The sequence below is a fragment of the Amycolatopsis sulphurea genome, assembly GCF_002564045.1.
Lineage (GTDB): Bacteria > Actinomycetota > Actinomycetes > Mycobacteriales > Pseudonocardiaceae > Amycolatopsis > Amycolatopsis sulphurea.
The window spans coordinates 2,264,401-2,279,300 of sequence record NZ_PDJK01000002.1 but is presented as its reverse complement, the minus strand read 5'-3'; the positions used below and the strand labels follow the sequence as shown (position 1 = coordinate 2,279,300).

At 67.8% G+C, this 14,900-nt stretch carries 14 protein-coding genes; 6 read left to right on the top strand and 8 right to left on the bottom strand.

Annotated features, from left to right (window positions below):
* Window positions 1-71 precede the first annotated feature (71 nt).
* Complete coding sequence (locus ATK36_RS16775) at window positions 72-1,391, top strand: aminotransferase-like domain-containing protein (RefSeq protein WP_098512423.1); 1,320 nt, start codon at window positions 72-74, stop codon at window positions 1,389-1,391.
* 32 nt (window positions 1,392-1,423) lie between these two features.
* On the top strand, window positions 1,424-2,374 hold the full coding sequence (locus ATK36_RS16770; protein WP_098512422.1) for a D-alanine--D-alanine ligase family protein: 951 nt from the start codon (window positions 1,424-1,426) through the stop codon (window positions 2,372-2,374).
* 139 nt (window positions 2,375-2,513) lie between these two features.
* Here ATK36_RS16770 and ATK36_RS16765 read toward each other — a convergent pair whose 3' ends face one another.
* From ATK36_RS16765 to rpmH, 8 genes are all read right to left on the bottom strand, one after another.
* Window positions 2,514-3,524: a ParB/RepB/Spo0J family partition protein gene (locus ATK36_RS16765; RefSeq protein WP_098512421.1), complete on the bottom strand. Its 1,011-nt coding sequence runs from the start codon at window positions 3,522-3,524 to the stop codon at window positions 2,514-2,516.
* Window positions 3,521-4,447 carry a ParA family protein gene (locus ATK36_RS16760; RefSeq protein ID WP_098512420.1) on the bottom strand — a complete coding sequence of 309 codons (927 nt, stop codon included), beginning with the start codon at window positions 4,445-4,447 and terminating at the stop codon, window positions 3,521-3,523. Before ATK36_RS16760 ends, ATK36_RS16765 begins: the two co-directional genes overlap by 4 nt.
* A gap of 86 nt (window positions 4,448-4,533) precedes the next feature.
* Entirely contained in the window at window positions 4,534-5,214 is a 681-nt protein-coding gene (rsmG, locus tag ATK36_RS16755; RefSeq protein ID WP_098512419.1) for a 16S rRNA (guanine(527)-N(7))-methyltransferase RsmG, read from the bottom strand.
* A 262-nt stretch (window positions 5,215-5,476) separates the two neighbouring features.
* A complete protein-coding gene (locus ATK36_RS16750) occupies window positions 5,477-6,028 on the bottom strand; it encodes a Jag family protein (protein ID WP_098512418.1) in 552 nt (183 codons plus the stop codon).
* A 30-nt stretch (window positions 6,029-6,058) separates the two neighbouring features.
* Window positions 6,059-7,249, bottom strand: coding sequence for a membrane protein insertase YidC (gene yidC, locus ATK36_RS16745; RefSeq protein ID WP_098512417.1), 1,191 nt, complete (start codon window positions 7,247-7,249; stop codon window positions 6,059-6,061).
* Window positions 7,250-7,253: 4 nt separating this feature from the next.
* Window positions 7,254-7,580 (bottom strand): membrane protein insertion efficiency factor YidD, encoded by a 327-nt coding sequence (gene yidD / locus ATK36_RS16740; RefSeq protein ID WP_098512416.1) that lies wholly within the window; start codon window positions 7,578-7,580, stop codon window positions 7,254-7,256.
* Window positions 7,581-7,586: 6 nt separating this feature from the next.
* Window positions 7,587-8,018, bottom strand: a complete 432-nt coding sequence (rnpA, locus tag ATK36_RS16735) for a ribonuclease P protein component (RefSeq protein ID WP_098512415.1) — start codon at window positions 8,016-8,018, stop codon at window positions 7,587-7,589.
* 20 nt (window positions 8,019-8,038) lie between these two features.
* Window positions 8,039-8,182, bottom strand: a complete 144-nt coding sequence (gene rpmH, locus ATK36_RS16730; RefSeq protein ID WP_098512414.1) for a 50S ribosomal protein L34 — start codon at window positions 8,180-8,182, stop codon at window positions 8,039-8,041.
* A gap of 596 nt (window positions 8,183-8,778) precedes the next feature.
* On the opposite strand from rpmH, the gene dnaA reads away from it, so the two are divergent.
* From dnaA to recF, 4 genes are all read left to right on the top strand, one after another.
* The gene (gene dnaA, locus ATK36_RS16725) at window positions 8,779-10,452 is read left to right on the top strand and encodes a chromosomal replication initiator protein DnaA (protein ID WP_098512413.1); all 1,674 of its coding nucleotides are present in this window, start codon (window positions 8,779-8,781) and stop codon (window positions 10,450-10,452) included.
* Between the two features lie 1,016 nt (window positions 10,453-11,468).
* Entirely contained in the window at window positions 11,469-12,602 is a 1,134-nt protein-coding gene (dnaN, locus tag ATK36_RS16720; RefSeq protein WP_098512412.1) for a DNA polymerase III subunit beta, read from the top strand.
* Between the two features lie 45 nt (window positions 12,603-12,647).
* On the top strand, window positions 12,648-13,538 hold the full coding sequence (gnd, locus tag ATK36_RS16715) for a phosphogluconate dehydrogenase (NAD(+)-dependent, decarboxylating) (RefSeq protein ID WP_098512411.1): 891 nt from the start codon (window positions 12,648-12,650) through the stop codon (window positions 13,536-13,538).
* 21 nt (window positions 13,539-13,559) lie between these two features.
* A complete protein-coding gene (gene recF, locus ATK36_RS16710; protein ID WP_098512410.1) occupies window positions 13,560-14,714 on the top strand; it encodes a DNA replication/repair protein RecF in 1,155 nt (384 codons plus the stop codon).
* Window positions 14,715-14,900 lie beyond the last annotated feature (186 nt).

Genomic DNA, 14,900 nt, shown 5'->3' with positions numbered 1-14,900 from the left:
GGGATCCGGAAGAGGTCACCGTTACACTCGATGGATCTACCAGCAGGTACCGCCGAGCCCTCAGGTGTCCGATGACCGAGAACCGCCCCGCCAAGCCGCAGACCGGCCGTCACAATCTCGACCCGCACCTCGAGCGGTACGCAGCACGGACCGCCGGTATGACCGCATCCGAGATCCGCGCGCTCTTCGCAGTGGCCAGCCGGCCGGAGGTCGTCTCGCTCGCTGGTGGCATGCCGAACCTGGCCGCGCTTCCGCTCGACACGCTGTCTGCGCAGGTCGGCGAGATCATCGCGGAGGAGGGGCTCGTCGCCCTGCAGTACGGGTCCGCGCACGGTGTGCCTGCGCTGCGTGACCAGATCTGCGAAATCATGGCGCTCGAGGGCGTCAAGGCGCACCCGGACGACGTTGTGATCACGGTCGGTTCCCAGATGGGCCTGGACATGGTGACCCGGCTGTTCTGCGATCCGGGCGACGTAGTGATCGCCGAGGGCCCGTCGTACGTCGGCGCGCTCGGTTCGTTCTCCGCGTACCAGGCCAAGGTCGTGCACGTCGCGATGGACGATCATGGGCTCGTGCCCGAGGGGTTGAGGGAAGCGTTGCGGCAGGCGGAAAAGGCCGGCCAGCGGGTCAAATTCCTTTACACCATCCCGAATTTCCACAATCCGGCGGGCGTCACGCTGGCGGTCGAGCGGCGGGCGGAGATTGTGGAGATCTGCCGCGAGCACGGTGTGCTGGTCGTCGAGGACAACCCGTACGGGCTGCTCGGCTTCGACGGGCAGATCTACCCCGCGCTGCGTTCGCTCGACCCGGACAACGTGGTGTACCTCGGTTCGTTCTCCAAGACGTTCGCCTCGGGGCTGCGGGTCGGCTGGGTACTCGCTCCGCACGCGGTGCGCGAAAAGCTCGTGCTGGCAGCGGAATCGGCCACGCTGTGCCCGCCGACCTTCAATCAGATGATCGTGTCTCGCTACCTCGCGTCGCACGATTGGAAGGGCCAGATCAAGAAGTTCCGGGAAAACTACCGCGAGCGCCGCGACGCGATGCTGTCCGCGCTGCAGCAATACCTGCCCGCGGGCTGCTCCTGGACGCAACCTGAAGGTGGCTTCTACGTTTGGGTCACCGTGCCGGAAGGTGTTGACACCAAAGCAATGCTGCCGCGGGCTGTCACCGCCCGCGTGGCGTATGCGTCGGGCACCGGCTTCTACGCCGACGGGTTCGGCTCGCGTCAGATGCGCCTGTCCTATTGCTATCCGACGCCGGAGCGGATCCGGGAGGGAGTGCGGCGCCTGGCCGCGGTGCTGGAGTCCGAAATGGACCTTGGCCGCACTTTCGGTAGCGTGAGGGCACGCACCATCCCGGGCCCCGAGACCCCGTCTCCGGACACGGTCTGACCGGCCCTGCAACAACCTAAGGAGTTCCCACGGTGGTCGACCGTACCGTTGCCGTGCTCGCCGGTGGGCTTTCCCACGAGCGGGACGTCTCGCTCCGTTCCGGACGGCGGCTGTCGGCCGCGTTGCGTGCCGAAGGGCTCACGGTGGACGAGTGGGACACCGACGCCGGGTTGCTGGAGCGGCTGCGCACCCAGCGGCCGGACGCCGTGGTCGTCGCGCTGCACGGCGGGGAAGGCGAGAACGGTTCGGTGCAGACCGTGCTCGAGATGCTCGACGTGCCGTTCGTCGGCACCAGCTCGCAGGGCTGCCGCCGGGCCTGGGACAAGCCGACTGCGAAGGCGTTCGTCCAGCAGGCCGGGTTCGCCACACCGGAGTGGATTGTTTTGCCACACAGCACTTTCCGGGAGCTGGGTGCACAGTCGGTGCTCGACGCGATGGTGGACCGGCTCGGGTTGCCGCTGATCCTGAAGCCGGACCAGGGTGGTTCGGCACTGGGCACGCAGGTGGTGCGGGAGGCCTCGGAGCTGCCGGCCGCGATGGTGGGCTGCTTCGCCTACGGCGACACTGTGCTTGCCGAGCGGTTCGTCGACGGCGTCGAGGTGGCGGTCACGGTCATCGAGGGCGAGGACGGAGCCGAGGCGCTGCCGGCGGTCGAAATCGTGCCGGAGAGCGGCATCTACGACTACACCGCGCGCTACACCGCCGGCCTCACCGATTTCTTCACACCGGCCAGGATCTCCGACGAAACGGCAAAGGCGGTCAGTGAACTCGCCGTCGCCGCACACCGGTGGCTCGGGCTGCGCGACATCTCCCGCACGGACGCCGTGATCACTTCGGACGGCACCGTGCACTTTCTTGAGGTGAACCTGTCACCGGGGCTCACCGAGACGTCCACGGTCCCGATGGCGGTCGAGGCGGCGGGCAAATCGCTCGGCTCGGTGTTCGCGGACCTCGTCGCGCGCGCAGTCGCGCGGAGCCACTGACCCTCACGGGACGACGGAGCTAGCCCGCCGTCCCTCCACTCCGGTGCCGAATTTCGGAGCCACCGGAGTGACCACGCAGCGTGCCGCCGGTTGCGTCGCTGCGCAATCATCACCGTGACGAAACGACCACGGGTGATCCCTAGTCGGTTTTCTCTTCCCTTTTTGTCGGTTTTTCCCCCGAGTTCGCATCGATGAGCCCGACGATGCGTTCGAGATCATCGACCGAGCCGAACTCGAGCACGATCCGGCCCTTCCGCCGGCCGAGGTCGACCTTGACCCGAGTGTCGAAGCGATCCGAGAGCCGGTTCGCGAGTTCCTGCAATCCGGGAGCTTGAATCGGCTTGCGGGGAGCGGCCTTCGGTTTGACCGGCTTCTCGCTCTTCTTCAGCGTGACGGCTTCTTCGGTGGCGCGCACCGACATGCCTTCCGCGACGATCCGGGCAGCCAGTTCTTCCTGGCTTTCCGGATCATCCAGCGACAGCAAAGCCCGAGCATGCCCGGCCGACAGCACCCCGGCGGCCACCCGCCGCTGCACGGGCAAGGGGAGCTTGAGCAACCGGATGGTGTTCGTGATGACTGGACGGCTTCGCCCGATCCGGCCGGCCAGCTCCTCGTGCGTCACCGCGAACTCGTCGAGCAGCTGCTGGTACGCCGCCGCCTCTTCGAGTGGGTTCAGCTGGACCCGGTGGATGTTCTCCAGCAACGCGTCGCGCAGCATCGACTCGTCGGCGGTCTGCCGGACGATCGCGGGGATCGCCTCCAGCTCCGCCTGCTGCGACGCACGCAGCCGCCGCTCGCCCATGACAAGCTCGTACTCGCCGTCGCTGAGCTCGCGCACGACGATCGGCTGCATGAGCCCGAACTCCCGGATGGAGTGTTCGAGCTCGGCGAGCGCTTCCTCGTCGAAGACCTGGCGGGGCTGCTTCGGATTCGGTTTGACCGAGCTGACCGGGATCTCGCGGTAGACCGCACCGGCGACCTCGCCGCCGTGCGAATTCGCCGCGCCGTTCGCCGCGAACCAGCCCTTGTCCTCACGGGCCGCCGGTTCGGCTGCCACGACCTTGTCACCGGGGGAGGGGGCCGGGGTAGGCGGCCCGGTCGGGATCAGGGCCGCGAGGCCACGCCCGAGCCCTCCTCTGCGCTCAGTCATGCGCTGGTGCTCCTCTTCTCGTTCGCGCCACGCTCCGCGAGTTCCTTCGCCGCATCGAGGTAGCTCATCGCCCCCCGCGAGCCCGGGTCGTACGAGAGCACGGTCTGGCCGTAGCCAGGTGCCTCGGACACCTTCACGCTGCGCGGGATGACGGTCTTCAGCACCGTCTCCCCGAAGTGGTTCCGGACCTCGTTCGTCACCTGGTCGGCCAGCTTCGTGCGGCCGTCGTACATGGTGAGCAGGATCGTGGAGACGCTGAGCTCGCGGTTGAGGTGCTGCTGCACGAGTTCGATGTTGCTCAGCAGCTGGCCCAGACCTTCCAGTGCGTAGTACTCGCACTGGATCGGAATCAGCACCTCTTGCGCGGCCACCATGGCATTGACGGTGAGCAGGCCAAGGGACGGCGGGCAGTCGATGAGGACGTAGTCGACGCCGATCTGGTCGAGCACCTCCGCGGACAGCGCCTCCTTCAGCCGGGTCTCCCGGTTCGCCATGGAGACCAGCTCGATCTCGGCGCCGGCCAGATCGATCGTCGCGGGGACGCAGAAGAGGTTCGGCGACTGCGCACTGTTCGCGGCCGCCTCCGCGAGCGACACCTCACCGATCAGCACCTCGTAGATCGACGGCGTCCCGGACCGGTGGTCGATGTCGAGCGCGGTGCTGGCATTGCCCTGCGGGTCGAGGTCGATCACGAGTGTCTTCAACCCGTGCACGGCCAGCGCGGCGGCGAGATTGACGGTGCTCGTCGTCTTGCCGACGCCGCCTTTCTGGTTGGCGACCGTGAGCACCCGGCGACGTGTGGGTCGGGGGAGCGCACCCTCCTTCGGGTGCAGCACGCTCGCGGCTCGGACGGCTTCCTCGGCAATCGGGGTCCAGCCCAACTCGTGGCCGGTCTCCGCGGGGTCGGACGGCGGGGGATTCACCGTTCTCGACACCTCCTCCTGATAGACGATTCGTGGGCGTTCGAACCGCGTTGTTTCACGTGGAACTTCGCGGCTGTCCTCGTTCGCTAGCGCCGCCTGCCACGTGGCCGAGTCGGCTTCGGCGGTAGGCGGCGGATGAGCACCACCGTGCTGGGCACCTCAAGTACTGCTTTTCCGCATTCGGCGAGCACTGGCTCGGCACCGCCGGCCTTACGTACTGCGTCGCGGTCCCGTTCGATCTCTTCGGCAGCGCTGGCACCTTTGAGGGCAACCAGCCTGCCTTCGGGTCGAACCAGGGGTAGACACCAGCCCGCAAGCCGAGCCAGGGGAGCGACCGCGCGAGCGGTGACGACGTCGGCGCCGTCCAGCTGCTCGCGCACGGATCGTTCCTCCGCGCGTCCACGGACGATGGTGATCGGGAGTTCCAGCTTCTCGGCGACCTCGGCCAACCAGTCAACCCGGCGAGCCATGGGTTCCAGGAGAACGATAGCGAGGTCCGGTCGGGCAATCGCCAGCGGCACGCCCGGAAGCCCCGCACCCGAACCGACATCGACCACCCGGGCGCCATCCGGGATGTGCTCACCGATCACAGCCGAGTTCAGCACGTGCCGATCCCACAGTCGCTCGACCTCACGCGGCCCGATCAGACCACGCTCCACTCCGTGGGTCGCCAGTAGATCGACGTACCGGGCGGCTTGGCCGACGCGCTCTCCGAACACCTCCACCGCCGCGGTCCGGACCGTCCCGGTGGCGCCGTCCAAGCTCACTACGTTCACTCCTCGCTCTGCGCGTTTCACGTGAAACTCGCCCCGTTGATTGTCCCTGATGCCGGGGGCAAATCGAGCCGACAGACCGCATCTGTGGACAAGTCCACTCGGCGAGCAGAGCTGTCCACACCCGTTTCACGTGAAACACCATGCGTGTAATTCGCCCCAGCCGCCACCAGCCCTCAGTCTCCGACCCCGAACACAAAGCGGCCCACCGGATTCAACCGGTGGGCCGCTTCGGCTCAGCGCTTCGTGCTGGCGATCAGTCCTCGGGGAAGATCACCACCCGGCGCTTCGGGTCCTCGCCCTCGCTCTCACTCGTCACGCCGTCGACCGTGGCGACCGCGTCGTGCACGACCTTCCGCTCGAACGGGCTCATCGGCTGCAAGCGAACCCGCTCGCCGTTCGCCTTCACCGACTCCGCGGTGGACCGGCCGAGTTCCTTCAGCTCCTCCCGGCGGTCGGCTCGCCAGTTCGCGATATCCAACATGAGCCGGCTGCGCGAACCGGTCTCCTGCTGCACCGCCAGCCGGGTCAACTCCTGCAGCGACTCGAGCACGGTGCCGCGCGGGCCGACGAGCTTCTCCAGATCCTCACCGCCGTCGATGCTCACCACCGCACGTCCGGCTTCCACATCGAGGTCGATGTCGCCGTCGTAGTCGAGCAGGTCCAGCAGGCGCTCCAGATAGTCCCCGGCGATGTCTCCCTCCCGCACGAGAGAGTCGTCATCACCGCCCGGCTTGGCTTCGGCCGCTTCCGCCGCCTCGGCTCCGTCCTCCTGTTCGGCGTCGATCGTGTCGACCGTCTCCGACATCTTTCGTCTCCTCTCCGAACCGGTTCGGCGTCAGCGACGCTTCCGGCCCGACTTCTTCGTCGAGTTCTTGATGAGCCCGGGTGCACCGTTCCCGTTGGCTCCGTTGGTCTGGTTCGCCGAGGTCTGGTCCGCCGGCTTCGCGCTGACCTTCGGCTCCGACGTCTTCTCCTCGGGAGCGTCGCCGGTCGCCTTCTCCGCGGGCTTGGTGTTCGAACCGCCGCCGGGCTTGTCGCCGGACGGCGCGGTCTGCGCGAAACCGTGCGCCGATCCGGCTTTGGTCACCTTGCGCTGCTGCTGACCCGACTGCTGGTTCTTCTTCTGCTGCACCGGCTTCTGCCCGACCTTCGGTGCGGTCGGCTTCTGTCCCGGCTTCGGGCCGAGCGACGCACGCTTCTCCGCTGCCTCCGCCTTGCGGGTCGCCTCTTCCTTGTCGATCCGGGTGTAGACCAAGCGCTGCTGCATGAGCGTCCAGCCGTTGTTCGCCAGCCAGTAGAAGAGCAGGCCGAGCGGGAAGAAGGCACCGAAGACGAGCACACCGAGCGGGAAGACGTACATCGTCAGCTTGTTCATGATCGCCGTCTGCGCGGTACCGGTGGCCGCGGCGCTCTGCCGGGCGGCCGAGTGCCGGGCGGTGAGGTGCGTGGCGATCGAGGCGATGATCATCAGCGGCAGGGCGACCGGGAGCACGTTCCAGTGCCAGCCGCCGTTGACCACACCGCCGGAGATCGCGCCGACGCCGTTGTTGACCGCTTCACCGAGGTTGACGCCGAAGAGCTTGGCGCTCACGTACGAGTTGACGTCGTGCTGGCTGAAGAAGTAGTTCTCGGTCTTCGGCCCGCCACCGGGCGGGGGCAGGGTGAACGCCTTCAGCACGTGGTTCAGGCCGATGAACGCGGGGATCTGCAGGACCATCGGAAGACAGCTGCCGAGCGGGTTCACGCCGTGTTCGCGCTGGAGCTTCTGCATCTCCTGCGCTTGGCGCTGCCGGTCGTTCGCGTACTTCTTCTGGATCTTCTTCATCTCCGGCGCGAAGTCCTGCATCTTCTTCATCGACCGGACCTGGTTCACGAACGGCTTGAACATAATGCCGCGGATGGTGAACGTGAGGAAGATGATGCCGAGGATCCAGGCGATCGCCGACGACTCCCCGAAGGCAAACCCGAAGACCTTGTGCCAACACCACAAGATGAAGGACACAGGGTAGTAGATGAAATCGAGCACTGAGCTACTCCTCGATCGGTGTTTCAGGCTTGCGGTGTCGCCACGAGAACTCCTCGGGCACCGGGTCGCGGCCGGGCGGGGTCCACGGGCCGCAGCGCAACAACCGGCGCAGCGCGAGGTAGGAGCCGCGGGCCGCGCCATGGCGGGTCAGGGCTTCGACTGCGTACGCGCTGCAGCTCGGGTAGAACCGGCAAGCCGGTGGGAGATAGGGCGAAATCGCCTTGCGATAGAACCGGACGGGCAGGAGAAGCACCCAGGCGACCGGTCCGGGTCGGGGAGGGCGGGCCTCCCCGGTACCTCCGGTGGCGTCGTGCTCGGGGGTGGCGTGCATGGCCGGTTACACCGCTGATCCGTGTTCGGGGCCCGCGCCCTGCTGACGCGGCTGCCGGGGAGCACCATCCCGGGACGGGCCGCCGGACGGCCCGAGGCCGAGCCGGCGCAGCGCCGCATCGAGATCGGCGCCGAGTTCCGCACTCGAAGCGGACGCCGCCGGAGGTAATGCCCGTACGACCAACGTGCTGCCCTCGGGCAGGGTTCCGAGCCGGGCCGAAACGAGATGTCGCAGCCGGCGGGTGACGCGGTGGCGGACCACCGAGTTGCCGACGGCCTTGCTCACCACAAAACCCGCCCTGGCCACAGCAGGTGTGGCCACGGGCGGGTCCGTGGTCAACGCATGGACGACGAGGCGGCGTTTGCCTGCCCGGGACCCCCGGCGGAGGACGACCCGGAAGTCCGCACTCCGCCGCAGACGTGCGGCAGCGGGCAGCACGGCGCGTCTTGGCGGCCGGATCAGGCGGACAGCGCGGCGCGGCCCTTGCGACGGCGAGCCGCCAGGATGGCCCGGCCCGCACGAGTGCGCATGCGCAGGCGGAAACCGTGGGTCCGCGCGCGACGACGGTTGTTCGGCTGGAAGGTGCGCTTGCCCTTGCTCACTGCGTCTCCTGTGTCTCGGCCGTCGGGCGACGGTCATTTCCCCGGCGCCCGGCATGTCGTGCGGGTCGCACGGCAGTCTCTGGTGTCTCCTACCAACGTGTGGCCTCGTCACGACGAGCGACGACATACGTGGGCACGCGAAACGCACCCGTCGCTTACGGGAGACCTTACGAGGGTACGCACCCCCTTCGAGAGTCATACAGCCACCCCCTCCGCCACGCATTGCGACCAGCGCATCGCGCCAGGGCCCCGGCACGCCGCGGTACCGAATGGCAACACGCCGTACACCATGAAATGCTTGCGCGGCACCACGCCTTGTGGCAACGACCGGGGCTTGTTAGCGTGCCTCTTTCAGGCAGCCGGACGGGGTGAACGCCAGGTCGTCACCGACGCTCGGCGCCATGGGTGTGGAGGCACCCGGCGTGAACGTCGAGCCCGTAAGTGGCGTGGCTGCGGGCAGCCGTACATTAGTGCACAGCTGTGGACAACTATGTGGATATCGCTGTGCCGTCGTGCGGACCGGGCCAGGATGACGCTCGAGGGCGTGCTGGGGCCGGACCGGGCGTAACGCCGACGAGGGGAGGGGAGTCAGACCGGTGTCCGAGCACCAGCACAATCTAGGTGTCATCTGGGAGCAGGTGGTGCGGGAGCTGTCCGACGGCACCCTCTCCCCGCAACAGCGGGCCTGGATGCGGGTGACCCGGCCGATCGGCCTGCTCGACGGCACCGCGCTGCTCGCCGCGCCCAGTGATTTCGCGAAGGAAGCCATCGAGCGCGCGCTGCGCACGTCGATCACCGACGCGCTGTCGCGGCGGCTCGGGCGCCCCGTGTCGCTCGCGGTGAAGGTGGACAGCACCGAGACCGTCGCACCCGCGCCCCGCTATGTACCGTCACCCGCGAGGGTGGAAAACGAGACCAATGGCCACTTCGACGGTCCTCGCCCCGATCAGGTGCGCCTCGACAGCGTGCGTCCGGACAACGGGCGCGTCGGCGCCGTACGCCCGGAGAGCCCCGCGCCGTCGGTCGTGCCGCCGCGCGCGCCGGTTGACGGGAACGGCCTGCCGCCGTCGCGGCACGAGCCACCGAAGCCGTCCCCGGAGGACGCCGAGGACACCGACGAAGAAGTGGACGAAGAGGGCGAAGCCCTCGCCGCGGTGCACGAGATCTGGCCTACGTTCTCCGGGCAACCGATCGCCGGGCAGCCCTACACCGCGCCCGCGCAGCCGCAGACGTCGAAGACGAAGCTGAACGAGAAGTACACCCTCGACACGTTCGTCATCGGAGCATCGAACCGGTTCGCGCACGCCGCCGCGGTGGCTGTGGCGGAAGCGCCGGCCCGCGCGTACAACCCGCTGTTCATCTGGGGCGAGTCCGGGCTGGGCAAAACGCACCTGCTGCACGCGGTCGGGCACTACGCGCAGCGGCTGTTCCCCGGGATGCGGGTGCGGTACGTGTCCACCGAGGAGTTCACCAACGACTTCATCAACTCACTGCGGGACGACCGCAAGGTCGCCTTCCAGCGGCGCTACCGGGACATCGACATCCTGCTCGTCGACGACATCCAGTTTCTGGAGGGCAAGGAAGGCACGCAGGAGGAGTTCTTCCACACGTTCAACACCCTGCACAACGCGAACAAGCAGATCGTGGTCTCCTCCGACCGGCCGCCGAAGCGGCTGGAGACGCTGGAGGACCGGCTGCGCACCCGGTTCGAGTGGGGCTTGATCACCGACATCCAGCCGCCCGACCTGGAGACGCGGATCGCGATCCTGCGGAAGAAGGCGGCGCAGGACCGGCTCGCGGTGCCGGGCGACGTGCTGGAGTTCATCGCCTCCCGGGTCGAGGCGAACATCCGGGAGCTGGAGGGCGCGCTCATCCGCGTCACCGCGTTCGCCTCGCTGAATCAGCAGCCGGTGGACGTCGGTCTCTCCGAGATCGTGCTGCGTGAGCTGATCCCCGATTCGCACGCGCCGGAGATCACCTCGCCGACGATCATGGGAGTCACCGCCGAGTTCTTCGACGTCACGCTCGAGGACCTGTGCGGGCCGGGCAAGACGAAGGCGCTGGCCACCGCCCGGCAGATCGCGATGTACCTGTGCCGCGAGCTGACCGATATGTCCCTGCCGAAGATCGGGCAGACCTTCGGCGGCCGGGACCACACCACGGTCATGCACGCGGACAAGAAGATCCGCAAGGAGATGGCCGAGCGTCGGCGGATTTACGACCAGGTGCAGGAGCTGACTTCCCGGATCAAGCAGCGGGCTCGGCAGTAGCTCGCTGGTCACTACTCGCTGCTGGAGCCGTCGTATACCGCTCCAGCAGCTCTTTTTTGTCCATGAGTCAGTAGCTCCGTAACCCGGCCGGCGGTGGCTGTGGTGACGCTCGTGGCCGGTTCGATCTCAACCATCCCCAGCGAGCGCCGTGTCATATCCGGCTGCCACACGCGCACCTGAACCTGTTGCAACTCGACGCGCCGCGAAGGCACTTTTCCTTTGCTCACAACAGCTTCGTGCTGCGTACGTACACGAAGCTGCGTACGCGCGCGTACGCAGCACTAAACAACCGGCCGAAACCCATTGATACACAAGGGGTTTTCCCCAGGGTGTGGGTAGATTGCCCACAGCTTCAACGAATCCGCCACCAGCACGGATCGAAATCCGTCCACATTGCACCCACACTGAATCCACAGGTTGTCCCCAGCTCTATCCACTGGGAATCCCCAGGTTGTCCACATTTTGTCCCCAGTTGTGGCCTGTCACTCACCAGGGCGATCCGGACCGCGGTGGACACCCACAGAGCCTGGGTACAACTCGGCACATACCTGGGGACAACCATGGGGACAAGTCGGCCAGGCTGTGGATGAATCGGGGGAGGTCCGAAACCATCCACCGGTCGGCCGATTCATCCACCGATCCATCACCAGGGAACTCCACAACCCGACGCGCCTGGCGACCTGCGCGAACGAGCTCTGTCCACACAATCCACAGCCCCTACTACTGCTACTGCTCTTAGATCTTGTGAAAGAGAGAACAGAACAAAAACAGGCGATGGACGAAGTTGGGGACAAGTCGGCGAGGCTGTCGTCTTGTCGACAAAGTCAAGGGGAGGCCGAGGTGACGCGGGGCCTGGGGACGGCCTAACGTGGATGCCTGCAGCCGGCCCGTCCCACGCGTGGGGGCAGGCCGGACCGGAGGGGACCCGGTCGAGCACGCCTTCCGCGGGTGCTCCCGGCCGCTGACCCGCCGACCCTTCACGAGCCGCGGGGCTCGGTTGCCGAAAGGATGCGCGCATGAAGATCCGCGTCGAGCGCGACGGGCTCGCCGACGCCGTCGCGTGGGTGGCCAGAAGCCTCCCGTCCCGGCCTCCGGTGCCGGTGCTGGGCGGAGTCCTGCTCGACGCGGGTGCGGATGGCGAATCCGACGTGCTCACCGTCTCCGGCTTCGACTACGAGGTGTCCGCCACCGTCGGCGTCCCCGCGACCATCGCCGACGGCGGACGGCTGCTCGTCTCCGGCAGGCTCCTCGCGGACATCACCAAGGCGCTGCCCGCCCAGCCGGTGGAGATCTCCGTCGACGGCGCCCGCGCCACCATCACCTGTGGCAGCGCGCGGTTCAGCCTGCCCACCATGCCGGTGGAGGACTACCCGCAGCTGCCGTCCCAGCCCGCGCACGCCGGTGAGCTGCCCGGCGACGTCTTCGGCCAGGCGGTGACCCAGGTCGCCACCGCCGCGGGCAAGGACGACACCCTGCCCATGCTCACCGGCATGCGGCTGGAGATCTCCGGTGAGTCGCTGACTCTGGTCGCCACCGACCGGTTCCGGCTCGCCATGCGCGAGTTCACCTGGAAGCCGGCCGAGGGCCTGTCGGACGCGGCGGTGCTCGTCCCGGCGCGCACCCTCGCCGAGGCCGCGAAAACGCTCGGCGGCGCCGGTACCACCGTGAAGCTCGCGCTCGCCAGTGGTGACGGCCTGCTCGGCCTGTCCGGTGCCGGTCGCTACACGACGACCCGGCTGCTCGACGCCGAGTTCCCGCCGTACCGCCAGCTGCTGCCGGCGAACCACACATCGCGTGCGGTCATCGAGGTCAGTGCGCTCGCCGAGTCGATCAAGCGCGTCTCGCTGGTCGCCGAGCGCGGCACCCAGGTGCGGCTCGAATTCGGCGAGGGCACGCTGCGGCTGTCCGCCGGTGGCGACGACGAGGGCAGCGCCGAGGAAGAGCTGCAGGTCGACTACGAGGGCGAACCGGTGACCATCGCGTTCAACCCTGGTTACCTCGTCGACGGGCTCGGCGCGCTGCACAGCGATCGGGCCGAGCTGACCTTCACGACCCCGAACCGTCCGGCGCTGATCAAGCCCGCGGACGCCGAGGGCAACGTCGTCCCCGGGTACCTCTACCTGCTCATGCCGGTCCGGCTGCCCGGCTGACCGGCCCTCGCCCCGCGGATTTTCCTTACCAACCAAGGAGCTCTCATGGTTCAGCTGGGTCTGGTCGGCCTGGGCAAGATGGGTTTCAACATGCGCGAGCGGCTGCGCGCCGCCGGGCACGAGGTGGTCGGCTACGACCGCAACCCCGAGGTGAGCGATGCCGCCTCGCTAGCCGATCTGGTGGCCAAGCTGACCGGTCCGCGAATCGTCTGGATCATGGTGCCCGCCGGCGAGCCGACCCGGCAGACCGTCATCGAACTCGGGCAGCTGATGGCCGAGGGCGACCTGGTGATCGACGGCGGGAACTCGAAGTTCACCGATGACAAGCTGAACGCCGACCTGCTCGCCGCCAAGGGCGTCGGCTACCTCGACTGCGGGGTGTCCGGCGGGGTCTGGGGCAAGGACAACGGCTACGGCCTGATGGTCGGTGGCGCGGCATCCGATGTGGCCCGTGCGATGCCGATCTTCAACACGCTGCGTCCGGAAGGCCCGCGGGAAGAGGGCTTCTCGCACGCCGGTTCGGTCGGCGCCGGGCACTACGCGAAGATGATCCACAACGGCATCGAGTACGGCATCATGCAGGCCTACGCCGAGGGTTTCGAGCTGCTCGAAGCGTCGAAGGTCGTCGAAGACGTGCCGGCCGTGATCAAAGGCTGGCAGCGCGGCACCGTGGTCCGCTCCTGGCTGCTCGATCTGCTGGTCCGCGCGCTCGACGAGGACCCGGACCTGGACGACCTCGAAGGGTACGTCGAGGACTCCGGCGAGGGCCGGTGGACGCTGGAGGAAGCGGTCAACCACGCGGTGCCGGCGCCGGTGCTGTCGGCGGCACTGTTCGCCCGGTTCTCCTCGCGGCAGAAGGACTCCTCCGCCATGCGTGCGGTGGCCGCGCTGCGCAACCAGTTCGGCGGCCACGCGGTGAAGAAGGCCGGGAGCTAGCCTCCCGCGCGGTCCCCTTCCGTGTATCTGCGACATCTCCAGGTCACCGACTTCCGGTCCTGGCCGCAGGCCGATCTCGCCCTGGAGCCGGGGCCGGTCGTGCTGGTCGGCCAGAACGGCCGGGGGAAGACGAACCTGCTCGAAGCGGTCGGTTACGTCGCGACGCTCGGCTCGCACCGGGTCGCGACGGACGCTCCGCTGATTCGTCATGGGTGCGAGCGCGCGCTCGTGCGGGTCGCGGTGGTCAACGAGGGTCGTGAGCTGACGGTCGAGCTCGAGATCACCGCCGGTCGCGCCAACCGGGCACGGGTGAACCGCGGCGCCGTGGGCAAACCACGTGACGTGCTCGGCATTCTGCGCACAGTGCTGTTCGCTCCGGAGGATCTCGCGTTGGTGCGTGGAGATCCGAGCGAACGCCGTCGGTTCATGGATGAGCTTCTCGTGCTTCGCGCGCCTCGGTACGCGGGTGTGCGCGCCGACTACGAGAAGGTGTTGAAGCAGCGCAACGCATTGCTCAAGACCGCGGGCAAGCGCCGTACAGGTCGTGAAGATCCGTACGCGCTGTCGACGCTCGATGTGTGGGACGACCATCTGTCGGTCGCAGGCGCGCAACTTCTTGCGGCGCGGCTGAACCTCGTCGCAGACCTCGCGCCGTACACTGCCGACGCGTACATGGGTGTCGCGCCGGACTCGCAGCCGGTGAAGATCGCGTACCGCTCTTCGCTGGGCGAAGCGCTGCCGCCGTCCTACGGCACGCCCGGTGGCGAGCGCGCGGAGCCTGAGGCGTTGCGTGGGTTGCTGCTGACGGCGATGGCCGACGTACGGCGTAACGAGCTGGAGCGTGGGATCAGTCTCGTCGGGCCGCATCGGGACGAGCTGGAACTGATTCTCGGCGAAGCACCGGCGAAGGGGTACGCGAGCCACGGTGAGTCGTGGTCGTTCGCACTGGCGTTGCGGCTCGGTAGTTACGAGCTTCTGCGTGCCGAAGCGGGTGAGCCGGTGCTTTTGCTGGACGATGTGTTCGCCGAGCTCGACCGCAAGCGCCGGGCCCGGCTCGCGGAGGTCGCCGCGGGCGCTGAACAGGTGCTCATCACCGCGGCGGTCGACGAGGACGTCCCGGCGGAGCTGGCCGGTACCCGGTTCACGGTGGCAGACGGTGAGGTGACGCGTGGCTGATCGAGCAGCACGACCACGTCGAGTGACTGGTGTCACATCAGGTGTCCATCGATCTGGGGATAAACCTGTGGACAGTGTGGATAAACCGGTGCCCGGGTTATCGCGGCGCGTGACGAACCGGCCGGATGGTGGTCTTGACAGCGCCGCCGCCGGGAAAAGTCCAGGTGACTCCGTCGGCCCGGTCAC

Bases quoted from the DNA above. Each gene is read 5' to 3' on its own strand.
- ATK36_RS16775 (WP_098512423.1), top strand. From the start codon at position 72: ATGACCGAGAACCGCCCCGCCAAGCCGCAGACCGGCCGTCACAATCTC.
- ATK36_RS16765 (WP_098512421.1), bottom strand. From the start codon at position 3,524: ATGACTGAGCGCAGAGGAGGGCTCGGGCGTGGCCTCGCGGCCCTGATC.
- ATK36_RS16750 (WP_098512418.1), bottom strand. From the start codon at position 6,028: ATGTCGGAGACGGTCGACACGATCGACGCCGAACAGGAGGACGGAGCC.
- yidD (WP_098512416.1), bottom strand. From the start codon at position 7,580: ATGCACGCCACCCCCGAGCACGACGCCACCGGAGGTACCGGGGAGGCC.
- dnaN (WP_098512412.1), top strand. From the start codon at position 11,469: ATGAAGATCCGCGTCGAGCGCGACGGGCTCGCCGACGCCGTCGCGTGG.
- gnd (WP_098512411.1), top strand. From the start codon at position 12,648: ATGGTTCAGCTGGGTCTGGTCGGCCTGGGCAAGATGGGTTTCAACATG.